This window comes from Rosistilla carotiformis, assembly GCF_007753095.1.
GTDB lineage: Bacteria > Planctomycetota > Planctomycetia > Pirellulales > Pirellulaceae > Rosistilla > Rosistilla carotiformis.
In genome coordinates this window covers 4,836,938-4,860,794 of record NZ_CP036348.1, presented here as the reverse complement: position 1 = coordinate 4,860,794, position 23,857 = coordinate 4,836,938, and the positions used below count along the sequence as shown (strand labels likewise).

The 23,857-nt window shown below is 57.6% G+C and carries 18 protein-coding genes; 4 read left to right on the top strand and 14 right to left on the bottom strand.

Annotation, left to right across the window (positions count from 1 at the left end; genetic code table 11):
* Window positions 1-172 precede the first annotated feature (172 nt).
* Together Poly24_RS17565 and Poly24_RS17560 are read left to right on the top strand one after the other, a co-directional pair.
* Entirely contained in the window at window positions 173-1,393 is a 1,221-nt protein-coding gene (locus Poly24_RS17565) for an FG-GAP-like repeat-containing protein (protein ID WP_145098310.1), read from the top strand.
* Window positions 1,394-1,410: 17 nt separating this feature from the next.
* Window positions 1,411-1,761: a nucleotide pyrophosphohydrolase gene (locus Poly24_RS17560; protein WP_197451994.1), complete on the top strand. Its 351-nt coding sequence runs from the start codon at window positions 1,411-1,413 to the stop codon at window positions 1,759-1,761.
* A 94-nt stretch (window positions 1,762-1,855) separates the two neighbouring features.
* Here the strand turns inward: Poly24_RS17560 and Poly24_RS17555 are convergent, their stop codons facing one another.
* The 10 genes from Poly24_RS17555 to Poly24_RS17510 form a co-directional block, all read right to left on the bottom strand.
* Entirely contained in the window at window positions 1,856-3,415 is a 1,560-nt protein-coding gene (locus Poly24_RS17555) for an outer membrane protein assembly factor BamB family protein (RefSeq protein ID WP_197451993.1), read from the bottom strand.
* Between the two features lie 250 nt (window positions 3,416-3,665).
* Window positions 3,666-4,124, bottom strand: a complete 459-nt coding sequence (locus Poly24_RS17550; protein WP_145098304.1) for a carboxypeptidase-like regulatory domain-containing protein — start codon at window positions 4,122-4,124, stop codon at window positions 3,666-3,668.
* A 92-nt stretch (window positions 4,125-4,216) separates the two neighbouring features.
* Window positions 4,217-5,230: a DUF1559 domain-containing protein gene (locus Poly24_RS17545; protein WP_145103068.1), complete on the bottom strand. Its 1,014-nt coding sequence runs from the start codon at window positions 5,228-5,230 to the stop codon at window positions 4,217-4,219.
* A 529-nt stretch (window positions 5,231-5,759) separates the two neighbouring features.
* On the bottom strand, window positions 5,760-6,206 hold the full coding sequence (locus Poly24_RS17540; protein WP_145098300.1) for a transthyretin-like family protein: 447 nt from the start codon (window positions 6,204-6,206) through the stop codon (window positions 5,760-5,762).
* 118 nt (window positions 6,207-6,324) lie between these two features.
* Window positions 6,325-7,338 carry a DUF1559 domain-containing protein gene (locus Poly24_RS17535; RefSeq protein WP_145103065.1) on the bottom strand — a complete coding sequence of 338 codons (1,014 nt, stop codon included), beginning with the start codon at window positions 7,336-7,338 and terminating at the stop codon, window positions 6,325-6,327.
* A gap of 425 nt (window positions 7,339-7,763) precedes the next feature.
* Complete coding sequence (locus tag Poly24_RS17530; RefSeq protein ID WP_197451992.1) at window positions 7,764-8,594, bottom strand: helix-turn-helix domain-containing protein; 831 nt, start codon at window positions 8,592-8,594, stop codon at window positions 7,764-7,766.
* A gap of 20 nt (window positions 8,595-8,614) precedes the next feature.
* Complete coding sequence (locus Poly24_RS17525) at window positions 8,615-9,706, bottom strand: D-TA family PLP-dependent enzyme (protein WP_145098293.1); 1,092 nt, start codon at window positions 9,704-9,706, stop codon at window positions 8,615-8,617.
* Between the two features lie 153 nt (window positions 9,707-9,859).
* Window positions 9,860-10,897: a glycosyltransferase family 9 protein gene (locus Poly24_RS17520; RefSeq protein WP_145098290.1), complete on the bottom strand. Its 1,038-nt coding sequence runs from the start codon at window positions 10,895-10,897 to the stop codon at window positions 9,860-9,862.
* Window positions 10,898-10,959: 62 nt separating this feature from the next.
* Entirely contained in the window at window positions 10,960-11,901 is a 942-nt protein-coding gene (locus Poly24_RS17515; protein ID WP_145098287.1) for a DUF6655 family protein, read from the bottom strand.
* A 154-nt stretch (window positions 11,902-12,055) separates the two neighbouring features.
* Window positions 12,056-13,030 carry a TIGR03009 domain-containing protein gene (locus Poly24_RS17510; RefSeq protein WP_145098284.1) on the bottom strand — a complete coding sequence of 325 codons (975 nt, stop codon included), beginning with the start codon at window positions 13,028-13,030 and terminating at the stop codon, window positions 12,056-12,058.
* Window positions 13,031-13,262: 232 nt separating this feature from the next.
* Between Poly24_RS17510 and Poly24_RS17505 the strand changes: the two genes are divergently transcribed.
* A complete protein-coding gene (locus Poly24_RS17505) occupies window positions 13,263-13,796 on the top strand; it encodes a type 1 glutamine amidotransferase domain-containing protein (protein ID WP_145098280.1) in 534 nt (177 codons plus the stop codon).
* 13 nt (window positions 13,797-13,809) lie between these two features.
* Here Poly24_RS17505 and mnmE read toward each other — a convergent pair whose 3' ends face one another.
* On the bottom strand, window positions 13,810-15,189 hold the full coding sequence (gene mnmE, locus Poly24_RS17500; RefSeq protein ID WP_145098277.1) for a tRNA uridine-5-carboxymethylaminomethyl(34) synthesis GTPase MnmE: 1,380 nt from the start codon (window positions 15,187-15,189) through the stop codon (window positions 13,810-13,812).
* A 143-nt stretch (window positions 15,190-15,332) separates the two neighbouring features.
* Between mnmE and Poly24_RS17495 the strand changes: the two genes are divergently transcribed.
* Entirely contained in the window at window positions 15,333-16,598 is a 1,266-nt protein-coding gene (locus Poly24_RS17495) for a HEAT repeat domain-containing protein (RefSeq protein ID WP_145098273.1), read from the top strand.
* 19 nt (window positions 16,599-16,617) lie between these two features.
* Here the strand turns inward: Poly24_RS17495 and Poly24_RS17490 are convergent, their stop codons facing one another.
* The 3 genes from Poly24_RS17490 to Poly24_RS17480 all read right to left on the bottom strand — a co-directional run bounded on the left by Poly24_RS17490 (window position 16,618) and on the right by Poly24_RS17480 (window position 23,818).
* Window positions 16,618-17,742, bottom strand: a complete 1,125-nt coding sequence (locus Poly24_RS17490; RefSeq protein ID WP_197451990.1) for a Gfo/Idh/MocA family protein — start codon at window positions 17,740-17,742, stop codon at window positions 16,618-16,620.
* Between the two features lie 129 nt (window positions 17,743-17,871).
* Complete coding sequence (locus Poly24_RS17485) at window positions 17,872-21,138, bottom strand: c-type cytochrome domain-containing protein (RefSeq protein ID WP_145098264.1); 3,267 nt, start codon at window positions 21,136-21,138, stop codon at window positions 17,872-17,874.
* Between the two features lie 217 nt (window positions 21,139-21,355).
* On the bottom strand, window positions 21,356-23,818 hold the full coding sequence (locus tag Poly24_RS17480; protein ID WP_231753201.1) for a DUF1549 and DUF1553 domain-containing protein: 2,463 nt from the start codon (window positions 23,816-23,818) through the stop codon (window positions 21,356-21,358).
* Window positions 23,819-23,857: the final 39 nt, after the last annotated feature.

The window sequence follows — 23,857 nt, the reverse complement described above, 5'->3', positions numbered from 1 at the left end:
ACAATACTCCCCGACCGTCAAAGGTGCTGGTAAAAACTAGGGGACGCTGAAATTTCATCCCAAAACCTATCGAATAACTCAGCTTGTGTTGTTTGGTATACTTGCGTCGACAGAACTCAACACCCTCACCCAACCCCACTTCCCGCCACAAGCCGTAAGGACTCAACCCCCCATGCAAATCAAACATTGGATGCTTTCGATCGTTGCTGCCAGCGGCGCATTCCAGGCCGTCTCCCCACAAACCACGTCTGCGGAATCGCCAGCATCCTTTCAGGTCCGTCAGTTGGCCGTGGATGCTAACGAGGGGATTGCCGCCACGGATGTCGATGGGGATGGCAAGCTGGATATCGTTGCCGGGCGGTTTTGGTACAAGAATCCGGAATGGACGCCGCGGCCGCTGCGGATGATCGAGGATTGGAACGGATACGTGCAGAGCAACGGGGACTATGTCTTCGATGTCAATCAAGATGGCCGACCCGATGTGGTTGCCGGATCGTTCATCCCGACCGAGGTCTATTGGTTCGAGAACCCAGGCGATCCAAGCCTGAAGCTTGGAAAGATGTGGAACAAACATCTGCTGGTCGATACCGGGCAATCGCGAAACGAAGGCGTATTGTTCGAAGATCTCGACGGCGACGGGCGCCCTGAATGGATCGCCAACAGCTGGGCCAAAGATGTTCCGATGTACGTCGGCTTGCTGAAACCCAAATCGGAATCCGGAGAGGAACAGGCGAAAAAGAAGGACCAAAAATCGGAAGCCGCGTTTTCGCTAGTGCCCACGATGATCGGAAAGGCGGGAAATGGGCACGGCGTTGGTGTCGGAGATCTCAACGGCGATGGCAAGACGGACCTCCTGGTGGGTCAGGGATGGTATGAACAGCCTGCCGAAAATCCTTGGTCGGGCGAGTGGAAGTTCCACAAGGTGTGGGACCTACACGCGAGCCTGCCGATGTTGATCGTCGATGTCGACGAAGATGGGCGCAACGACATCATCTTTGGCAAAGGGCACGATTACGGATTGTTATGGTGGCAAAACACCGGCGTCGACGACGATGGGGAGATCGAATTCAAGGAGCACATGATCGATCGCGAATTCAGCCAACCGCACTCCTTGGCGTGGGCCGATTTGACGGGCGACGGAAAGCCCGAATTGATCACGGGAAAACGCTATTACGCCCACAATGGCAATGATCCCGGAGGGCAAGAAATGCCCTGCATGTACTACTATACCGTCGATCCGAAACAAGCTAAGTTTCAACGACACACGATCGAGGAAGGGCACGTTGGAACCGGCTTACAAATCGTGGTGGCCGATTTCAATCAAGATGGACGTAACGACATCGCCGTTGCGGGCAAAAGCGGAACACATCTGCTAACGAATACGGCTCAATAAAGGACCGACGGTCAACGATGGCTGAAATCACGCTTGCCGACGCGCAGCAGCTGGTCGACGATTGGATCAATCGCTTGGGAGTTCGCTACTTCAGCGAATTGACCAACCTCGCCCAGCTGACGGAAGAGGTCGGGGAGCTGGCCCGAATTCTATCGCGTCGCTTTGGTGATCAGAGCGCCAAGCCGGGCGAAAAGCTTGGCGATGCGGGTGACGAACTGGCGGATGTCTTGTTCGTCACCATTTGTTTGGCGAACCAAATGGGCATCAATCTCACCGAGGCCTTTGAACGGAACCTTGTCAAGAAGACGGTTCGCGATCACGACCGCCATCGGAATAATCCCAAGCTGTACGACGACGATCGCCGTTAACAATCCGATTCCGATGGTTCGGGATTACAGGTTAGGCAACGAACCTTGGGTCGCGTTCGCGTTGCCAAACCTTGGGAAATCTCCCGCCAGGCCGTTAGAAAGGATTGGCCGCTCCAAACGGATCGGCATTGTCCATGCCGCCACCCGCGGGGGCTCCGAACGGATCGGCTCCTCCTGCGGGAGCTCCAAACGGATCGGCTCCACCCGCCGGAGCGCCGAACGGGTCAGCTCCGGCTGCGGGAGCTCCAAACGGATTTTCGTTGTTCGTTTTCGGTGCCGCCGGTTTTGTTGGCTCTTCGGTTTCGGCTTCGGGCTTGAATTCGACAGCGATCTTCAATTCGGGCAGCTCGCGTCCGATCGGTCGCAAACATTGCACGTATCCGGTGTCACTGACCAGATAAACGCGGTCGGTTCCGCGATTGACAATCGTACGGTGCAGGATGGTACTCATCGCGGTTGCTGCGCGAGAACCGTTCAGCGCGTTGACGATTGCAAGATGGTTCGATGAATCCCGAGCGATCAGGGCGTCGCCGATCGATCCGATCACCTCTTTGATCCGCGAAGCGGGCGTCTTCCAAACCAGTTGCCCGCTGGAGGCATCAAATGCGTACAGGTTTCCGTAGGAGCTAGTCGCATAGATATTCTTGTCCAATGCAATGACGTCGCCGACCATGGGTTCGCCAGTGCTGTATTGCCACAGCGGTGTCGCGGAGCGTGCGACTTTGAAGGCATAAACGCTGCCACCGGCGGAGCTGAAGAACATCAGGTCCTCGCCGACCGCTTCGACGCGTCCGTTGACATTCCCGGCGGATTGGATTCGGAATAATTCCGAAGGCGATCCGGTCGCTTCCATGCAATAGACAAGCCCTTCACTGGTCGGCCAGGCCATCCGTTTCGATTTTGGAAAGCGGCGTGGTTTGGCGATCGCGTGTCCGGAGGTCATCGACAGGTAAGGCGGTTCGGTGATGTCGTCCAACCAGTGGCCTTCGATGCCCACGGTCGATGGATTCATGACATAATCACCGACGATCGTGGCGCCCCCCATGGGGACCGTCTTGCACGGTTCGATGTTGACGATGCTTCCCTTGAGGGCGTCCAATTGAACGAGCGTCGCGCCCGACAGGAAGCTGACATAGCGGTCGTCGACGCCAAGCGAAAATTTGGGCTGGCGTGGCTCACCGGCTCGTTGAACCCACACCGTTTCGCCGGTCTCGGCATCGAGGGCTTGGACGGTACCATCGGCACCCAAGGCATATAACCATATTTGCGGGATGACCTTCTCGCGGATCTCCCCCTTGATTCCGCGCGCTTTTAGGAACAGCAGTTCGCGCTCTGCGGCTTTGCGGACCGCTTCCTCTCCGATGGGCTTTCCGCTGACGGGATCCAAGCGGTCCGTTGGCGTTCGCCAAACAAGCTTTTCACCATCAAAAATATCGATGAACTTTTGCGAGCGGGTTTCGTCGACATGCAGCGCGATGTCGACCAGGCGGCCAACTCCCGAACCGGCTTGCAGCGTTTTTCCCCAGGCCTGTTCGAGTCCCAGATGGGTTGCTTCGTGCGACGAAAGCACTGCGGGATTGTCCCCGTGGGCGATCGATGTGAGCAACAGGAACGCCAGGCAGGGTAGGACTGGGTTTCGGTACGAAAAGTTCATGGAGAGCCTCGAAGAAGGTTCGAGCATTGGCGGTGGACGAAGCTTCGGTAGCAGATGAGCAATCGCTCGCAGACCGCCCGATGCGTTTGATCCAAACATCAGCGAGCGCACGCGAGCGGAAATCGCGGAGACGAACTTCTTCATTGTAGCCAGATGGCCGTGCGTTGCGAAACGAGAAATCAATGAAAAAGCGGGTCGCACCGCGCGTTGGCGGCACGACCCGAGAATTCGGACCCCATTGCGTGTCGGGCTATTTCGAAACCAATTCAAAATTGGCAGCTTCGGATCCCTCTTCGGGGACCGAAAGATTGAGTTCCGTTTTACCCGGATCGCTGTAGCGGGCTGGCAACAACTCCTTGGGCCCCGATTTTGAATTGGCGAGTGCCGGATCACCTGCCATTGCCATCATTTGCCCTTCGTCGATGGCCCCGTCGGCCCCCACCATCGCTCCCTCGGGAATCGACAGCTTACTGATGTAGACGGTGTTCGGACCGGCGATCGCTCCCTCGGAAAGCACATAGGCACCCGAGGCGTCGGTTTTCGCCGAACTGCTGAATTGGCCGTTGATGAAGTAAACATTCGCCCCTTCGACAGGAGCGCCATCGAGCGTCACGGTCCCTTGGACGCTAACGGTCGCAGGGCCGGTCGAAGAGGAATCGCAACCGGCGCAGAGGAGTGCTAAAAGTATCAAAATCACATTAAAACGCATCGATCCATTTCCTAAATAAAATATGCTGCCCGAAGGACCGGTCGACGGCGTCGCCGGTCCTCTGAAAGTCCACCATCCAAGTTTCGATCGGTTTAGTAGTCCGAAGGAACGGGCAGGCCATCACGGATGTAGCCCAGTTGTTGCAATGTCAGATAGTTCATCGTTTCGGTTAACAAGTGGACCGACCCATCGGCAAAGACAAAGTTGGCCCCGCCAGGATGCTTGCTGCCGAAGACCCATGCATAGGTTCGGCCCTGGGCATCGTTGTTGTAGGCTCCGTTGATGCTGTAATTTTGTGAGTAGGCTGCAGCGCGGGTTTGAGAAATCTCTTCGGTGCTGCTGTTGGGCAGATAGCCGTGGCAGCAGGTGTGCGTGCCGGTCATCCCCCAGGGTCCATAATCAGCCGAAGTTTTAAACGCACCACCGGTCGCTTCCCCGATCGCAATTGTCGTCGACGTGCCATCGGTCATGGCGGCAAAGTTTGCAGCCCCATCGTTTCCGAAGACACCCTGGTGGATATTACCTGAATAGGTGTTCCATGGCCCGCTGTAGTCGGTGAAACTGCCAACGGAAAAGACATAGCTGGTACGAATCGCTTCGCGCCGCGAGTACATGCTGGTGCTGCCGGCGGAAGTGCTGACAACCAAGCCGGAGCTTGGATCGGAGGGGCATGCCAGTACATCCAGCGGCGCGTTGTACAGGCCATCGTTGATCGTATCATCCCCCGCGACCAGGCCGCCGTAGGGGCTCGAACTGCTGGAACAGACGTTGTAATCGTACTTGTCGGCGAGCGCCGATTGCTCAAAGAAGGGCAACATCAGTGCCCAACCGGTGGTGTTTTTGATCCCGCCATGCTGCGCGTGATAGGTCGCGTTGTTGTAGCGTCCCGAACCTAGCAATGCGGGGGGGAAGGTCTTGAATGTGTCGTGGTAATTGTGCAGTGCAAGCCCGAGTTGTTTCAGGTTGTTGCTGCATTGCATCCGGCGTGCGGCTTCGCGAGCGGCCTGTACCGCGGGCAGCAACAGTCCAACCAGAATTCCGATAATGGCGATCACGACTAACAATTCGACTAAGGTGAACGCGAATCTTGTCTTTTGCAATTTCATTGAACGAGAGCCCTGTGGCAGCGAGAATTTGCGCCTGTGTTCGAAGGCGAAGATCGAGCGCAAAACGCTCAGAGTGGTCCGCCTAGAACACAGCTGATGAGAACGACGAAAAACGAAGCAAAAATCCGAGTTGAGAAAGCTGTTCGCGGTAGGGGGACGGCACTGTGCGGCAAGGCTACAGCACGAGTTGACCCGAGAGGGGCGAGGTGGGAATCGAACCTTCAGCGAAGCTCTACGAACCAGGTTTTGCTGTCTAGCCTATGGAGCAATGTTTATGCCATTTGCAATATTCTGCTCGCTTCTATGAAACGGTGGCCGCGTTTCCCCTTAACGGCTCTTTAATGTGTGGCGAGGGGACGTTAAAGGGACTGCCCTGTTCAGCGGTAGCGCGTGTTGCTGCAGTTCGTTGCAGCCGCTGCCCATGAAGCGCGCACTTTCCATAGCGTCTCCCGATTGCTCGGGCGACCGGTAGCGTTGGCGATGTTGTAGCGAAGGTTCTTCTTGAAAGTTGGTTCGCCGTTTCGAACGGCTATTTCGCTTCCAAGGCAAAGTTGGCAGCTTCGGTTCCCGGTTCGGGGACTGTAATCGTTAACTCCGTCTTGCTCGGATCGCTATATTTTACGGGGACGATTTCCTTGGGCCCCGACTTCGATCGCGCGAGTGCTGGATCGCCAGCCATCGCCATCAACTGCCCCTCGTCGACTCCGCCGTCGGGGCCCGCCAGAGCGCCCTCGGGGACCGATATCTTGCTGATGTAGACGGTGTTTTCGCCGGGCAAAGCGCCTTTAGTCAGCTCATAAACACCCGCCGCGTCGGTCTTGCCCGCACTGCTGTATTGCTCGCTGAAATAGTAGACGTTGGCCCCTTCGAGAGGTTTTCCGCCAAGGGTCACGGTGCCCCGCACGCTTACCGTCGGCGGTTCGTTGGACCCGGGACCGCAACCGGAACTAACGGCGGTGAGAACAAATAGAAACATCGGGAAGATCGTGCGCATCGGTGATCAACAACCTCTGAAATGGAACGTTGTGACGGGCCGGCCGCACGGAGCGGCCGGCCATCGGAATAGAAGAGAAACGAAAGGGGACGTGGCGCGATTAGTAGTCCGACGGTAAAGGCTGTCCGTCGCGGATGTAGCCCAGTTGTTGCAGCGTCATGTAGTTCATCGTTTCGGTCAGCAGGTGAACCGAACCATCGGCATAAACAAAGCTTGCTCCGCCGGGATGCTTGCTGCCGAAGACCCATGCGTAGGTCCGTCCCAACGAATCGTTATTGTAAGCCCCGTTGATGCTCCAGTTTTGCGTGTAAGAAGCGGCGTAGGCTTGGGTCAGTTCGGTGGAACTGCCGCCGGGAAGATAGCCGTGGCAGCAGGTGTGCGTCCCGGTCATGCCCCAAGGTCCGTAGCTGGACGATGTCTTGAACGGACCACCGGTTGCTTCGCCAATGGCGATCGTCATCGACGTGCCGTCGGTCATGCTGGCAAATTTGGCCGCTCCGTCATTGCCGAAGACGCCTTGGCGTACGTCGCTGGAATAGGTTTCCCATGGGGCGCTGTAGTCGGTGAAGCCGCCTGTGCTGAATAGATAGCTGGTTTGGATCGCATCGCGGCGCGAATAGAATCCGGTTCCGCCGACTTCCACGGACCATACGCGGCCGGCGCTTGGATCCGATGGGCATTCGAGAACGTCGAGCCGCGTGTTGTAGAGGCCATCGTTGATCGAATCGTCCCCCACGACAGCGAGCCCGTAGGGGCTGGAGCTGCTGGAGCAGACATCGTAATTGTACTTGTCGGCGATCGTCGACTGCTCAAAGAAGGGTAACAGCAGTGCCCATCCGGTCGTGTTTTTGACCCCGCCGTGCGCCGCGTGATAGCTGGCGCTGTTGTAGCGTCCCGATCCCAACAATGCCGGTGGAAACGTCTTGAAGGTGTCGTGGTAGTTGTGCAGCGCTAGGCCGAGTTGTTTCAGGTTGTTGCTGCATTGCATCCGGCGTGCTGCTTCTCGAGCGGCCTGTACCGCGGGGAGCAATAGTCCAACCAAAATGCCAATGATGGCGATCACGACTAACAATTCGACCAATGTGAACGCCGACTTCGATTTCTGAATAGTCATCGGTACAAAACCTCCCTAAATATAGAATGGAACCATCCTTTCAGCATCGCAGTGACCGGGGCACGAACGTGCGTTGGAATAAACCGAACTGCGTGCGCGAACAATGTGATAAAGTCGAGTTTCGCAAGCCGAAGCTATTGGGAACGCTTTGACGTCGCGTTCCGCGTTTTGGAGCTAGCAGATAAACAAAAGGTGATAAGAAGCAACGGGGTCCTGCTCTGCGATCAAGACTTCATGCACCTCTTGGAGAAAGCAATGTCTATGCCATTTCCGACGATCCGACGAGCTTATTGCTTGAGGGAAGCGATCTTCTCTTAAGGTGCTGTCACTGGGTATCTGGTTTCCGTTCGCGTTTCGGTGGCAGGCTGTTCACATCCTTTGGTTGCCTGTATTCTTTGCAAGGACTGCCTGTGAAACGCGCAGATTTAGCGCTGACGCCACTTGTTTGGCGCGACGTGCATTCGTCGGTTGAACGCGCGATAGAAGCTCGACAGATCTTCGAAGCCACACTCGAAAGCGATCGAGACGACGGTCCGATCGGTCTGTTTCAGCAGATGACAGGCATGTTCGACGCGTCGGTCGGTTAGGAATTGCAGCCACGTTTGACCGGTCGCTTGGCGAAACAGTTCCGTGAAGCGGCGGCGGCTGATTCCCAGTTTTTGCGCGGCGGAATCGATATCCGACGCGTCGAAGAAGTGGGCGCGCAGTTGTTCGATATATTGAGCGACCGCTTGGGCATGCCCGTGCATCGAGGGGCTGTCTGCGGCTGGCAACGATCCCGGTCCGCGATCGCCCGCCAAGGTTCCCAGCAGTTGAATCGCCAGGCCGGCGATCGTTAGTTCGCTGCCGCGACGCGGAACCGATTGCTCGTACAGCATCCGACGCAGGTTGTCGCGGATTCCCGGCAGCGCGAGTTTGTTGACCGATCGCAGCCCAGGCTTGCACCACTGCGCGGCAGCATCGTGCCAGGCGTATAGCTGCGTCGCGATGCAGACGCCGTAGATCGAAAGCGGATCTTGGGGATCGTCGACGATCGAATGTTCGTCCCCCGGCGGGATGATTACCGTATCGTCGGCTTGGCAGGCGACCTGGCGTTTTCCGATTCGAATCGTCCCGCGTCCCTGCATCACATGGAAGATCTCCAGGAAGGGATGGCGAGACGGTTCCATTTGGAAGTCGGCGGCGTGATGACTTTCCAAAACAAACACGCCCCATGCGGGGATTGTCACCTCGACCGGACGCGTTTGCTTTTTCACAGGTTCGCCTCGTCGAAAGTTTACCGGTCGCGAGCGGTCACGCGCCATCGTTCCCCCGTCACCCGGCCTCCACGGACCACGGTTGCATGCGAATGCAACGCGACCGTTGGGCAAATATGGCGAGGGATGGCGATCACGATATCCCCGACATGAAGCGACGCGGCGTTTGGCGTTTGCAGGACCAAATGCTCTTCGCTTTGTCCGATCGGTTGGGCATCGGGCAGGTCGGGGAATTGGAATCGTTTCTCTAACGGCATCTCTGCGGAGATCGATTTGTGGCCCAGATCGATGCAGATTTTCCCCTCGCCCGGCTTGCTGATGACTCGGGAAATCAGTGCCGCAGCAACGGTCATCGGTAGATCGGGGTGGGCGTTTCCGTATCCGAAATCCCACAACAAAGTGGTCCCAGGACTGCAATGCCACGAGGTTTCGGCGGCCCAGATGCCAAACGTGGGCGATCCACCAACGATCACCCGTGGCGACGGGTGTTGCTGCTCGTGGCGAGCGACTTTGCCAAGGATCTCTTTGACTTTTTCGGTGCGGACTTGCAAGTCGGGATCGTGCAGGTGGCCGTCGTAAACGTGTAAGCCGGCGTAACGCAGCCCCGACAGCGAATCCAGATGCGCTCGCAATGCATCGCTTGGGTTGCCCAAGAGAATCCCGGTTCGATGCATCCCGCAATCGATGTCGATGTAGGCATCCAATGGATTCTCGGCGTCGCCACACTTTTGATTGATTGCATCAGCCGCGTGTGGGTCGTCAACTAGAACCGCAAATTGAGTGTTCGGGAAATCGTCGATCAAAGTTGCTAGACGGTCGACCTTGGGGCCGACCAATTGATGCGCAATCAAGACCTCACGGGCGCCAGCGGTAGCGGCCATTTGAGCTTCCGATAACGTGGCGGCTTTAAATTTTGTGATCCCCGCATCGACCTGCATCCGGGTGATCTCGGGGATCTTATGCGTCTTGACGTGAGGGAACAGGCGGTCGACGTGGTCGGGGCCACCGACAATTTCGATCATCCGATCGATGTTCTGTTGAACCGCGTCGGCATCGATGAGCAGTCCGGGAGATTCAACGCCGTCGAGGCCTGGGATGTCTTTCCAATTCATGATGGCGAGCCTTTGGAGGGATGGATGCGAGGAGATCGCAAAGCCCGCGCGGTGTTTACGTGGGGCGATGGCGATCGGCGCAACGCGGGCGTAACGATTGGAAACGCATCCCGCGTTGTCGGAGGAAGGCGTTTAGCATAACCGACGACGGGCTCACGCAGCAGCCCGCGACGACATGCTGAGCATTTGTGTCAATCCGGCACAGACCTCGGCAACCGGAATCGCCTGCATCGACCAATTGTCGGCGCCACGCCGTTCGCGGCTGCTGCCATCGAAACGCGCCTTCTGAATCGAAAGGTGTTGCGGTCCATAAGGCCCCGACAATTCGGGACGCGTCGGTCCGTGCAGCGATAAGCATCGGGTTCCCACGGCAACCGCCAGATGCATCGGCCCAGTGTCGCTGCTGAGAAACAACTTCGCCTGTTTCAAGACCGCCGCCAATTGCACCAGCGACGTGTCCCCTGCTACCTTGGCAATGCCGTTGGAGGCCGAGCAAATCTCTTCGGCGAAACCGCGTTCACGATCCCCAGCCCATACAACCAAGGTCGGGATTTGATGTTCGCGATGCAGCCAAGTGGCCACCTCGGCGTAGCGCTCGGTCGGCCACAACCGGCTGTCCCAACCGGCTCCCGGATTGATGATCACGGGGCTGGGATGGTCGACGCATTCCTGGACATGTTGTTTTGCCCAGGCAAGCGTTTCGTCGGGGATGTTTAGGTGGAATTGCGGCTTCGACGGCACGATATCGATGGGCTTCAGAAGCGTCGCCTGGGCGTCGATCAAATGCCGTTCGGGATCTCCATCGACGGAAACGGTGTTCAACCAGGGGGCCAGTTCGCGGCCTCGCGGTTTGGCGAATCCAATCCGCAATCGAGCGCCACTCAACCATCCCAGGGCCGCGCTTTTCGTGAGGCTTTGCGGATCCAAGACACAGTCGATCGGTTCCTGTCGAAGCATCCGACGCATCGCCAGCAATTCGCTCGGCTGGCGCAGGTAGCGTTTGGGCACCACGATCACGCGGTCCACATCGGGGCAGATATCCAACAGCTGCTTTGCGGCACACGATACCGCCCAGGTGATCTTGGACTGTGGCATCGCTTGCTTAATCGCCGCGGCCAATGGCATCGTCGCGATGCAATCGCCGATCGCGGACAAGCGAGTAATCAAGATGTGATAGGGATTGTTCGACATGCGAATGCTCGAAAGAAGGGATTCGTGAATGGGGATTCGGGCTGAGTTTTCGGTAAAGTCGACTACTTTGGTTTCGGTTTTGGTTTCGGCGGTGGATCGCCGGGCGGTTTTCCTTCGCTCGATTCCTCGGAGACCTTGGCCGCCTCTTCAAACGAGACGGTTTTCAGTTCATCGCCTTGCGTCGCGTCGAGCACAACCGCCTCTTGGCCTGCCGCCATCACGCCTGGTTGTGGCGGTGCACCGGGGACGATCGGATACCCATCTTCAAACCGGATTTCATCGGATAAATCCACAGCGGGACGCGGCGTCCGCAGATTGCTGGCATGCGGGGTTTCTTCGTCGTGGTGAAATGGCAGGTTCCGTCCGGCCAACCGCGTGTCGTCTCGAACGGTTCCGCTTTCGAACGGCCCAACGCCCATTACCCATGTGTCGCGGGAGTCCGATTCGCTGCGTGAGATTCCCGACTGCCAGACGGCTTTGCGAGTTTCGCGGTCGTAGGCGAATGCTGCGATTTTTGCGGACGCTTCGTTCGATTCACGTCGCGCGAACGAGAGTTCTGGGATCGTGGGAACCGGCGGCGCCTCAGCGACTAGCGAAGCGGCTGTCGACAACGCGTTGCTGGCGGGAATTCCATAGATGACCTGGTAGCCATCGGCCCCCAGCGTTCCGACGCGAGCCTCGATGATCAGTTCGGCATCCTTGCGTTCATCTTCCAATAGGCATCCCGCCGCGATGATCTGTTGTCGCAGCGAACTGATAATGTAGTCCGAGTTTACGAACAACAAACCCTTCACCGGTTGCACATAGGTGGCGTCCAGGTAGACCTTTCTGCCGGTCAGCGGGCGAAAGTCGATCGCCGTGATGCTGCGGTCGACCGCGTCGGACAACAACAACTGGTCGGTTGCGGTTCGCGAACTTGTGGTGCCGCAACCCATTAACAATGAACTGGCCAACGCCCAAGTTAGCGTTGCGACACGACAGTAGGTTTCCAGTCGAGCAGGCATCGTGTGTGGGGGCGGGAAGGAATGGAAGGTGGGCGGGAGTGGAAGGGATGCGAATGTTTGAGGTGCGTTGCGGTTTGCATCTTCCGGCGTCGGCGCACCGGTACCCCATGGACGATCGAAGACGGCCCGTGGGGTGGCGATGCGTGGTCCGAGGCTATCGGTTTTGAGGGGCTTGTCCAGGCGGAAGGTTTCCTTGTTCTTGTGCCATCTTCGGCGGTGTCCCCGTATTGAACTTGTTGCGAATGATTTTCCAATCCGCGGGGGGCGAGACATCGATGAAGTTCTGCCCGAAGATGCCTTCCATCGCTTTGGAGAATAGATTTCCGTTGCGTTGGACATCGGTGAATTCATAAACGTCCCGTTCGGGATTGTTGCGTTGATCGAAGTTTGGCGGAAACAGGACCAAGGCCTTCGGCAGGAATTGCTTGGCATCGATGATGATCATCACCTTCAGGAATTCGGCGCGGTCCTTTTGATGTTTGGGCCACGCTTCGAGCCAATATTCGCCCTGCTCCTTGGGTGGCAGTTCTTGCAACCAATAGCGATCTTTCATCTCTTGAGCGTGCAGGTTGAAGACAAACGGCAGCGGGCTGGAAACAATCTGCGTCCCTTGCATTTCAGGCGGCAGTTCTAAGATCTCACACTTCTTGTTAGCGCGATCAAACTCCAGCAGTTCTTTTCCCGTGCAGACCCACCACTCGCCGGGTTGGTTGGCTTGCTTCTTGTAGATCGGTGCCTTCTCGGGGTCGAATCCGTTGAAGAACAACATCTCTTCAACGCGGTACATTCCTTGCGCGGGCGCTTGGTATTTCACTTCGCCGCGGGCCCAGGTGGCGTGAATTTCTTTGGGAGCTTGCAGCGGACGGAATTGCCATCGCTTGAAACTGGCCGACAGCCGCTTGGTCGAATTGCTGGACGTTTCCCACGCTGAGAGCAACTGGTCCAATCGGGCTTGTTGTTCGGCGGTCAAGGCGGGGAATGGCTGCGATGCAACTTGCGGCGGGGTGTTTCCCGCAGCGGGGGTTGTGGTGCTGGGGCGTTGAGGCTGCCCGTTGTTCGGTTGCTGCGCCAAACAGGTTGCTGCAATCAGCAGGCCCAACATGCCGATCGGTCGAATCAAATGCATCATCCGTGACGCCCTTTGAATGGTGGAAGGTTTGGTTGTGTGCGGAGATCAAAGCGGAACACTAGCAGATCGATCGGCGATTCCGAAGATCGATTGCGACCACTGTGGGGAACAATAAGCGAAGCGATACGGTGGTTGGAATGTCAATTTGCGACAAGCGAGGGCCCTTGGTACGATGCCCCGCACCGATTGGGTGTGCTTGCCCAACAAAATTGCTCCCCCGCAAAGGAAACCTATGTCTGCATTGAGTGGTCACAAAATCTTGGTCTTTGTCGGCGAGATCTACGAAGACTTGGAACTTTGGTATCCAAAGCTCCGCTTGATCGAAGCGGGTGCCCACGTTGTGGTCGCCGGTCCCGAGGCAAATGCGAATTACAACGGCAAAAACGGCTATCCCTGCACTTCGGATGTCGCCATCGCGGAGATCGATCCGGCCGACTTCACCGGCTTGGTCGTCCCCGGGGGCTTTATGCCCGATAAGCTGCGTCGCGATCCCAAAGTGTTGCAGATCGTCCGCGATTTTCACGATGCCGGGAAACCGATCGGTGCGATCTGTCATGGTGGTTGGATTCCGATTTCCGCCGGCGTCTACAAAGGCATCCGCGTGACGGGGTCTCCTGGGATCAAAGACGATCTGGTCAATGCGGGGGCGATTTGGGAAGATGCCGCCGTCGTGATCGACCGCAATCACGTCACCAGTCGTCGGCCCGACGATCTGCCCGATTTCTGCCGTGGGTTGATCGAAGTGCTTGCCGCGGGGGACGTTTGATCTTCGGAAACGGCTATTTGCCGATGCAAAATTCGCTGAAGATGCGATCCAAAATGTCGTCGGTGTAAACCACACCCGTGACCCGGCCGATCGCGTCGAGCGCAAAGCGAAGCTCCGCAGCCACCAGCTCTTCTCCCAATTGGTCGCGGATCACTTGATGGGCATTGGCCAACGCGTCGGTCGCTTGCGCTAGGGTTTCGCGGCAGCGAACCGCCGTCGACGAAATCGTGCTCGATTCGGCAACGTCCGAGGTCTGCAACCGATCGCCGATGCGGGATTTCAAGTTCGCAATTCCCTGGTCGGTCAAGCTGCTGGTCAGGACCCAATCGTCGTCGACCCAATCGGGCAACGTTTGGCAACGGTCTCGTTTGGTGCCAACGAACAACATCGGTCGGCCTGCGGCGCGGTTCCCCGAATCGGCCCCTGCCGTGCGAAGCGTTTGCTGCCACGGCAGCAATGACGTCTGCGTGAGATCGACACAAACCAATAACAGATCGGCTTCTTCGTGCGCCCGATCGCCCAATCGTTGCGCCTGTTGATTGATCGCATCGTCGGTCGCTTCAATGCCCGCGGTATCGATCACACGCACCGCCAGACCACCACAATCGATCGTTCGTTCCACACAATCGCGTGTCGTTCCGGCGAGTTCCGACACGATTGCAATCTCTTGGCCACTTAGCGCATTGATCAGGCTACTTTTGCCAGCATTCGGATCGCCGCGCAAAACGACTTGCGGCGGGCCGGTTGCGGCTTCACGCGAGGTCATCTGTTCGGTGATCGCTTCGATCTGATGGCAGATCCGTTGAATGTTCGACGATAGTTCGGCTTGGGTGATGAATTCGATGTCCTCTTCGACGAAGTCGAGCCCCGCTTCGAGATGAGCTAGCAAATTCAGCAGTTCCGTCCGCAATTGGTTCAACGGGCCCGAGAGCCCTCCGGACAGCTGCCGCAGGGCGGTATCAAGCGTTCGCTTATCGTCGGCATCGATCACGCCCAAAACCGCTTCGGCTTCGGTCAGGTCCAATCGACCGGCCAAAAACGCACGCATCGTAAATTCGCCCGGTTCGGCCATCCGAGCCCCATGATCCAACAAACGCTCAAGGGCGGCATTCAGGATCGGCGCGGCACCGGGCAGATGAATCTCGGCGCTTGGCATCCCGGTGTAACACCGTTCATTGGGCCACAGCAAAATGCTTGCATCAACTTGTCCTAAGGGAGGCCCCAATTCGATCGGCGTGCGGATTCGTGAGGCCCGCGTGGGAATCGAATCGCAACTGGGGCAAATCGTTTGCAAAATCCGCGTCGTTTGAGGGCCACTGATACGGACGATTCCACGAATCGCCGCTCCCGGCGGAGATGCTATCGCGGCGATCGTGTCCTCGTTGGCAAACATAAACCGGGTCCTCTGGCATCGCGGCTGCGATTTGATAGCGTTCGCCGCAGCGGCAAACGACCCTCAAACGCAATACTGCTATTGTCTTATTACACACATCAAAGAAGAATTCGCACAGTCAACCGCACCGGAGCCGTCACCGCATGAACCACCACCAATCCAGCAACCCGTTCGCCTACCGGCGTCAACGGCGTTTCTCCGGTTGGCCCTGGTGGGTTGCAATCGGTTTGGTCGTCGTTTTGACGGTCTTTGTCGTGCCGCGCGTCTGCAATTGGTTTTTGTTGAACCAGCTTACCCAAGGCATCGAAGATCTTCCATCGGGACCTCACAGCGAACGGTTGCAATCGATTGGGCACTTGGGCGTTTCGGGCATTCCCGTCTTGGTGCAAACCTTGGCCCATCGCGACCGCAGCGTTGCGCGTTCGTCATTGCAGGTCTTAAAAAACATGCAGGACGTGATGATGCAAAAGGGGCCCGTCGATGGGGCCGCGTGCCATTTCGAACTCACCCGTCAATTGTCAGAACGCTTGCCTGAAATTCCGAATGAGCGTTATCCATGGGTGAACGAACTGCTGACCCAGACTTTGCTCGATACGTTGGACATCGACCTGCAACGCGCCAAAACCAGCTACCGCACCGCGACATCGCTGTTGTCGCAGATCGGGTTGCCAGCCGACGCGACCGCCGACGCGCCAACTCTGTTGACCACAACGTCGTCGCTACCAACCGTTGCCTCGCCGCAACCCTTTGCCGCGGCTACAACGGGCGAAACCGAGTTGCTTCCCAATTTGCAACCGTTGGATTTACAGCCGATGGAATCGGAGCGGGTCGCAACGAACGTTCTCGATGAAAACATGTGGGTCGATCCCACCCGACGCCCGGCCACCGCCACACCTCCGGCGTTGGTGGAAACCAGCACGCTGCAACCGGAAATGCTGACAAGCGGCCCCGCATCGACGGCGATTGTCCAAACGTTACCGATTGGCGGGGAGGCACCGATCCTTTCGGCGGGAGGCTACTCGACCGACGGTGCGCTGGAAGCCTATTCGACCCGCGCTGTGATCGATCTGTTGTCCAGCATTCGCAAACCGCTGGCCCATGCGGCGCGCAGCGAACTGGTGAATCGTGGATTTCAGCCCGCCGACCTCAGCTTGGCGATTCGTTTGGCGTCGACCAACGCTGCAGTGCGGAACAGCTTGATCGACGAGATCACGCAACGATCGGACATCGACCCGCGTCAGTGGCTGCTTTGGCTTGCCGAAGATGCCGAACGAACGGTCCGGATGCGTGCCTTAGCCGCATTGGGAACGATGACCGACCCGAACATCGCCAAGGAACTTCGCACGCTGCTGTCCACCGAACAGGATCCGGCCGTGGCCGCTCGGATTCGGCAAGCTTTGGTACGCTAGCTGGCGTCGTTCGACGCTCTTAGCCTTCCCCATTGGGAAGCTGACGCACGCTGCCGATCGTAACCGCTTCCCCGGTTTCGGCGCTTTGCACGGCGGCAAAGCAGAGTGCTAATGAATCGAGGTTCTCCCGTGCGTTGTGTTCCGGCAATCGATCGTCTTCGATGGCCGACAGCAGTTCTCCCATCGATCCTTGAAATCCCTCTTTAAACCAGCAACCTTCCAACGGAACGCGATACGAGCCCGCGTCGAGAAAGCCTTCGATGTAGGGTTGATGGTTCAAGCCGGGGCCTTGCGATCGCAGCGTTCCCCGCGTGCCGACGATCGTTGTCGAATCCAATTCGCCACGGGTGACGTGCCCATTAAATGACATCCGGACCTGAGCGGTGGGGTATTGGATTACCACGGAAGCCAACGCGTCGGGGCGGAACTTCTGGTCAACCCTCTGGGTTGTCGCCGCCCAGACCTGGGTTGGCTTTTGGGCGGCCATCCAACAGGTCGTGATGTCGAACCAATGGATCCCAAAATCGAACAGGATCAGATGCTTGATCCGCTCCAACGCCTCGATACCAGCGATCCAGGTTTGATCCCATTGCAGCGAAAAATCGATCGACACAACATCGCCGATCAGTCCCGATCGGACCGCTTGATCGATGTATCGAAAATGAGGTGCCCAACGCCCATTCTGATTCACCGCCAGACGCACGCGGTGCTGTTCGGCCAGCGCGACCAAACGCGCGCCGTCGTCGAGATCCAAGACCAGCGGCTTTTGGCTCAATAGATGTTTGCCGGCAACGATCGCATCTTCAAGGATCGGCAACCGATCGGCGGGATGAGGCGTCACGTCGAAGACTTCCACATCGTCGCGAATCAACAACACCCGGTAATCGGCAATTGCTTCGGCGTTGGGGAAGTAGCGGTCTCGCACCGCTTCGGCTTTGGAAAGCGTGCGGTCGACAATCGCGACGACGTTCAAACCGGCGTCGCGGTAGGCCTGGAGATGCGATCCGCAAATCCCACCCGCACCAATTAAGGCAATCGTGCGATCACGATTGCGTGGCATTGGCGGGCGGTAATCGATGACCGGCGGATCGATCGCGGCCGGCGGTTTCGCCGGGCTGAGCCCATAGTCGTCACTTGAGCTCATCGATGTTCCGCTCCGCAGTCGGCCGGCGCCGAAACCGAGCATCGCTTCCGAGCCGGGGGACGTTCCGTCGGGCCAGGTCGCGGCCGACGGTACAGGCGAACGTGCCGCTTGCGCCGTGCAGCCAAGGCACTACGTGCCGTAGGCCGATTTGAAGAATTCAGCCTTTTCCTTCTTGGCTTCCGCTTCCGACAACGCTTCGTCGGCCGCTGCCTCCAGCTCGCCAACCTTCGTTTTGATGGTCGACAGGTTTTCCTGTTCAGCCGCTTGAGCCTTCTGCATTTCAGCCAATTGAGCTTGCAGCTTCTTCATGTTCTCTTCGAGCTGCTTCAGTTGGGCGTCGCGAGCGGCCATGGACGCGGCAACCTTTTCCGCCGCAGCGGCTTCGGCTTCCATCGCCTTACGTTTGGCTTCGGCTTCCGCTTCGGCCGCCGCTTGCGCTTCGGCCAGCTTTGCCGCTGTCCCTTGGAACGCGACGAATTCGGTCTTCAAGCCTTCGAGTCGTTGTTGCGCGGTGGCCACGTTGGCGCGCGCGCCTTCGGTCTCGGTCTTCGCCGTTGCCAGACCGGCCGTGGCTGCGTCCAGAGCCGTCTTGGCATCGGCGATCTGCTTTTCAATCACGGGGACCTGAGCGGTGTTCTGTTGGATTGCCGCTGCAAACTTTGCGACCTCCGCTGGCTGGGCAGCTGCCTTTTTAGCGAGCTCAGCAACCTTCGCGGTGAGTGCTGCTTCTGCCTCTTTCGCGGCAGCGATCATCGGCGTGACCGTGTCGACCGACTTCTTCATCTCCGCGACTTTCGCCTCCGCAGCAACACGAGCGGCTTCTTCTTTGCCGTCGGTCTCGATCAGCACCTTCTGTTTCGCGGTAAGATCGGCAGTCTGTTTCGCCATCGTGGCCAAAAGGGCTTCGGCTTCCTGACGTGTTTTGGTGACTGCAGCGATTTCCGTGGCGTGCTTTGCCGAGGCAGCAGCTTGCTTTTCACGTTCGGTTTTCGCGGCATCACGCTTTCCCGCCAGATCGGCAATCTGTTTTTGGCTGGCAGCCATGACCGCGGTGCTGTCCGCTTTCTGTTGCTCCATCGTCGCAACCTTGGCTGATGCGTCGGTCAGTTGTTTGTCGGCAGCTGCCTTGGCGGTGTTGGCCGCGGCCAATTGCTGGTCCAAAGCTGCTTTTGCATCGGTGGCCGCTTTCGCTGCCGCCTGAGCTTCCGTCAATTGTTCGTTCAGCGTTTTCTTTTCAGCATCGTCTTTCGCTTCGGCGATCTGCTTCTGCAACGCCACGACGGCGGTGTTCTTTGCGTCCAGGTCGGTTTGAGCTGCAGCAACCTTCGCGCTGAAATCGGTGATTTGATCGGTCGCCTTCTTCTGCGCGCCCTTGGCGGCTTCAACGGCTTGCGTGGCAGCGGGGATCGCTGCGGTCAAATCGGTCACTTGCTTGGTCGCTTCGGCCAATTTCGCTTCGGTCGCTTTGATCTCGGCTTCTGTCTTGGACTGCAGATCGGCAGCGTTCTTTTCCGCAGCGGCGGCATCGGCTTGAAGCTTCGTCAACGCGGCGAGCTTTGCTTCTGTAGCTGCCTTGGCCTGAGTCGGCGCGGCCATGTCGGCGGCAAGTTTTGCAATCGCCGCGGCAACGGTTTGGTTTTCTTTGCGGGCGGCTTCACGGCGGGCGGTGGCGTCGGTCATCGCTTTGCTGCTGGCCTGCATCTGCGTGCTGGCGTCTTGCATTTGCTTGGTCAACGCCGCAACCTTCTGTTTGGCTGCTTCCAAGAGCTTGGTTTCAGCATCTTTTTGAGCCGTCAGCTCGGCAGCCAGTTTTTCGGCGGCAGCCTTATCCGCGGTTGCCTTGGCAAGCGCCGCTTTGGTTGCGGCAAGTTTGGCGACCGCAGCATCGTGTGCCGCTTTGGATCCGTCAGCGGATTTCTGCGCCTCGGCTTGTTTCGCTTCGAGCCCGGCCAACGCCTTCTGCAGTTCAGCGACTTTCGCTGCCTGAGCGCTCTGTTGTTGTTCCAGGCTTGGCGGGTCGGGCGTGATTTCAATCGCTTGTTTCGGATCCGCCACACTCCAAATCACCGTTCGTCCCGACCAATCGCCGCCGACAATTTTTTTGCCGTCGTGGGTCATGGCGACTTCCAAAGCGGGTTCGCCAAACGCTGGTAGGGTTGCAACGGCACCGCCGTTGGCGTCCCACAACTTAATCGTGCGATCCTTCCCGCTGGTCGCGATCTGCCCGTCTTTGGCCATCATGACGCCGGTGACACTGTCGTGCGCCTTGAAGCTTTTCAGTTGTTTGCCTTCGGTCATCTCCCACAGCTTGACGGTGCCGTCTTCGCTGCAGCTGGAGAGGACGTTGGAGTCGGCTCGCCACGAAACGCCCCGAACCGCCGCGGTGTGACCGATCAAGTCGAGATACAGTCGCCCGGTGTCCGCTTCCCAAACGTGCAAGCCGCCAGCTCGATCACCCGAAGCGATCAAGATTCCATCGGGGCTATAATCGACACAGTAGATCCAGTCGGTGTGTTTTTTCAGGTCGAATAGCTTTTCGCCGGTCGACGTGTCAAAGATTCGCAGCATTTTTTCCGGACCGCCCAATGCGATCCGCGACATGTTGTCGTTCATGTCGGCACCAAATGCGGTGTCCAGTTCGTCGCCGACGCGGAACAATCGATCGCCGGTTTTGACGTCGTAAACCGCTGCCACACCCAAGGAGGAGTGGGTGCCTCCGGCAACCATCAGGTAGGCACCATCAACGCTGAAGCGGATCGTTTGCGGAACGCCTTCAGGGAATGGAAGGACACCTTCCAATTGCCCGGTGTCGGTATTGTAAAGAGAGATTTGGCGTTGGCCGCCAACGGCCATCAAGGGAGCCCATGGGCTGGTTGCGATCGCCGATGCCGCAGCGCTGCGTTGGGTCGTGATGACGGGGACCCGCCATACCGATTCGGGCATCGTGATCACATCGGGCTTTCCGCCGGCGTCCATGGCGGTAAACGAAAGCGATGCCCCTTTTTTCTTCTTGGCCTTGCTGCCGCTGTTCTCCAGGACACCGCCATCGATCCAATTCTTGATGATGTCCAATTGTTCCTTGGGCAACGGTTCGGAATTGGGTGGCATCACGGGCGTATCCTCGTGAGTCATCACCTGATACAGCCGGCTGCTGCCCGAGTCCCCATCGAAGACGACTTCGCCACCGCCACCACCTTCCATCAACGCCGCATAACTATCGATCGCGAGGCCACCCTTCGCATCGTTTGCGTTGTGACACTTCAAGCAGTTCTGCCGAAAGATGGGCAGCACATGATCGATGTAATTCAACTTCGGCTTGTCGGTCGGCTTCTCGTCGGCGGCGTGCAAGGTACCCAACGACGAGGCAAACAACAGGAGAAAGGAGATTCGTTTCATGGCGGCGAATGCAGTGGGGTGGGGGAGGGAATCATCCGAACGTCCCGCCGCGCAACGCGAGGTCGCGGTGGGGATTGAAATCGGCGATATCGATCACGCGTCACGAACGTGCGTGGAACGCGAGACCGAGATGGTGACTCGACAACGATCAACCCGTTGTCGAGCGTTCGCAAGCGCCACGCTAAGCGGCGCTGTATCGATCTATTCTACACGCGGATCAGTGATTGAAAACAAATTCTCGGCTGTTTAGCAAAGCCCAGAAAATGTCTTCAAGTCCTTCCTTGGGAGTGGGCGACTTTCCAATCGTTGCCAACAACTCCGTCTTTTCCGCGTCGGTCGGCTTGCGAGACAAGCAACGGATGTAGAGCCGTTCGAGCGCTTGCTCCGGAGTCGCTTCGCCAGCCAACAATTCATCGACAACCTTGCCCTGGGTGATCTTTCCGCTGGTGGTGCCGCTGTTCAACAGGTGCAACGCTTGGGAGAGTGAAGGATCGGTGGAAGCTTCGCAGTCACATACGGTGTCGCGTGGAGCGCGGCCAAAGGTGGTGAGGAAGTAAGTCGACGTGCGACCGTCGGCAATTTGTACCGCCCGAGCGCCCAATGGAAGACCACGGAACTTCTCGTTCGTGTTGGTCACCTGGCCGATGCAATCGAGCAGCATTTCCGCTGGAATGCGGCGGACGGTTGCATACGCGAAATTGCGGGTGTCGGTCTTGTTGCTTTCGTTTGCCGTCGCACTGCGTTGGTACGCTTCGCTGTTGCAGATGTCACGAACCAATTGGCGGAAATCGAATTTGTACTCGCCAAGTTTGGTGCCCAACAACTCAAACAGTTCCTGATTGGAGGCAGGGTTGCTGATTCGAACGTCATCGACCGGTTCAACGATGCCGACGCCCATGAAGTGAGCCCAGACGCGGTTGGCAATGCTGGTAGCAAAATAAGGATTCTCGGGGCTGGTCAGCCATTCGGCCAGCACAACCCGGCGATCTTTTCCCTTGGTGTCAGCGAATTCACCGCCCAGGAACTTGGGTGGGCTTACCTGGTTGGTAACCACGTGTTTGACTTCGCCACTGCCACGGTTGTAGATGATTCTTTCGCGGTAGTCCTCAGCTCCCTTGCTGCCGACTTGGCAGAAGAAGGCGGCAAAGCTGTAGTAATCGTTTTGCGTCCAGCGATCAAACGGATGGTTGTGGCACTGTGCACATTGCGTACGAATTCCCATGAAGACTTGGGCGACGTTTTCAGCGCGTTTAAGCGTATCGGTTTCGATCTGATAGTAATTGGTCGCTGGGCTGCTGAAGGTACCGCCGGTGGCACCCAACATTTCGCGAACCATTTGGTCGATCGGAACATTGCGAGCGAACTTGTCGGTTAACCATTGGTTGTATAGGAACGCCGACTTGTAGCTCACTTGATTGGAGCTCTTGATCATCAGCAGTTGAGCGAATTTCATCGCCCAGATTTCGCTAAACTCTTTGCGTTCCAGCAAGCGGTCGATCAACTCGGCTCGCTTTTGCGGTGCCGTGTCGGACATGAACGCTTGGTATTCCTCTTCGGTCGGCATTTGGCCGGTGACGTCCAGGGTGATACGACGCAAGAACTCTTCGTCGCTGCACAAACCGCTCGGTAGGATTCGCAACTGGTTCAGCTTCTTGCCGACCGATTCGTCGATGTAGTTCCCCGTGATTTGAGGAGCTTCGTATTCCAGATTCTCGGGCAGCACAATCACTTGGCGGCCTTCGGTCTTTGTTTCGAAGCGAGCCATGATGAAGGCTTCACCACGTGCACCGGCAGTCACGTTCCCAGCGTTGTCGATGGAAGCGGAGGTTTCGTTGTTGGTCATGAACGCGGCGAGGTTGGACACGTCGCGCGTGGTGCCGTCGTCGTAGTGGGCGACTGCAATGAACTTTTGCTTGCTGCCCGCACCTTCGATGACTGCTTGAGGAGGGTAGATTTCCAGTTTCGAAACCGCTGGGGGCGGTGTGGGATCATTGGGGGCGCCGTTCTCGAGCCATTCGAGGATCGTCGCGTAATAGACGCTGTCCTTGTCAAATAGCTTGCCGCCGGTGTGCGTGACCGCGCCGGTTGCTTTGGTTAGAAACAGGCTGTCGGCAGGGACTGCCAAGTTGATCCGACGCATTCCGATTTCACGCGTGATCCGGCTGTAATCCCCTGCGGGGTCGTAACCGAACAGGCTGATCATGAAGCCGTCTTTGCCGATTTTCGCGCCGTGGCAACTACCCGTGTTGCAGCCGCTGCGGGTCATGATCGGAACGATGTCTTTTTCGAAACTGATCGGCAGTTTTTCGGTGGGACGGGTAACCTTGACCGGAATCCGAATCTCGCTGGATCCGTAATTGCAAACCAGTTCGGTCGCGCCTTCGGCCAACGGAGTCAGCTTAGTGCCTTCGAGTTTTGCAACCTTGTCACTGGCCAGCGTCCACTTTGCCGTTTCCGTGACATCCAACGTCACATCGTCTACGCGTTTAACAACGGCGATGAAGTTTTGGTAATCGCGAGCGGTATCCAGCGAAATCTCTTCGGGATAGACGGACAAGTTGACTGACGCCGAGGGGGCGGGGCCATTGGAACTTGCTGCCGCAGGAGCCGCTGGTTCGGCAGACCAGGCAAACGCACTGGTCAACAGGACGGCCGAGAGTGTCAGGGATATTCGACTCATGATCATTACCTTAGGGTCGTTATCGTAGCTTTTAACGGT

Excerpts from the sequence above, each read along its gene's own strand:
- Poly24_RS17515 (WP_145098287.1), bottom strand. The coding sequence starts at position 11,901 with ATGCCTGCTCGACTGGAAACCTACTGTCGTGTCGCAACGCTAACTTGG.
- Poly24_RS17550 (WP_145098304.1), bottom strand. The coding sequence starts at position 4,124 with ATGCGTTTTAATGTGATTTTGATACTTTTAGCACTCCTCTGCGCCGGT.
- Poly24_RS17520 (WP_145098290.1), bottom strand. The coding sequence starts at position 10,897 with ATGTCGAACAATCCCTATCACATCTTGATTACTCGCTTGTCCGCGATC.
- mnmE (WP_145098277.1), bottom strand. The coding sequence starts at position 15,189 with ATGTTTGCCAACGAGGACACGATCGCCGCGATAGCATCTCCGCCGGGA.
- Poly24_RS17490 (WP_197451990.1), bottom strand. The coding sequence starts at position 17,742 with ATGAGCTCAAGTGACGACTATGGGCTCAGCCCGGCGAAACCGCCGGCC.
- Poly24_RS17525 (WP_145098293.1), bottom strand. The coding sequence starts at position 9,706 with ATGAATTGGAAAGACATCCCAGGCCTCGACGGCGTTGAATCTCCCGGA.
- Poly24_RS17505 (WP_145098280.1), top strand. The coding sequence starts at position 13,263 with ATGTCTGCATTGAGTGGTCACAAAATCTTGGTCTTTGTCGGCGAGATC.
- Poly24_RS17480 (WP_231753201.1), bottom strand. The coding sequence starts at position 23,818 with ATGAGTCGAATATCCCTGACACTCTCGGCCGTCCTGTTGACCAGTGCG.
- Poly24_RS17485 (WP_145098264.1), bottom strand. The coding sequence starts at position 21,138 with ATGAAACGAATCTCCTTTCTCCTGTTGTTTGCCTCGTCGTTGGGTACC.
- Poly24_RS17555 (WP_197451993.1), bottom strand. The coding sequence starts at position 3,415 with ATGAACTTTTCGTACCGAAACCCAGTCCTACCCTGCCTGGCGTTCCTG.
- Poly24_RS17540 (WP_145098300.1), bottom strand. The coding sequence starts at position 6,206 with ATGTTTCTATTTGTTCTCACCGCCGTTAGTTCCGGTTGCGGTCCCGGG.
- Poly24_RS17560 (WP_197451994.1), top strand. The coding sequence starts at position 1,411 with ATGGCTGAAATCACGCTTGCCGACGCGCAGCAGCTGGTCGACGATTGG.
- Poly24_RS17510 (WP_145098284.1), bottom strand. The coding sequence starts at position 13,030 with ATGATGCATTTGATTCGACCGATCGGCATGTTGGGCCTGCTGATTGCA.
- Poly24_RS17535 (WP_145103065.1), bottom strand. The coding sequence starts at position 7,338 with ATGACTATTCAGAAATCGAAGTCGGCGTTCACATTGGTCGAATTGTTA.
- Poly24_RS17495 (WP_145098273.1), top strand. The coding sequence starts at position 15,333 with ATGAACCACCACCAATCCAGCAACCCGTTCGCCTACCGGCGTCAACGG.
- Poly24_RS17545 (WP_145103068.1), bottom strand. The coding sequence starts at position 5,230 with ATGAAATTGCAAAAGACAAGATTCGCGTTCACCTTAGTCGAATTGTTA.
- Poly24_RS17565 (WP_145098310.1), top strand. The coding sequence starts at position 173 with ATGCAAATCAAACATTGGATGCTTTCGATCGTTGCTGCCAGCGGCGCA.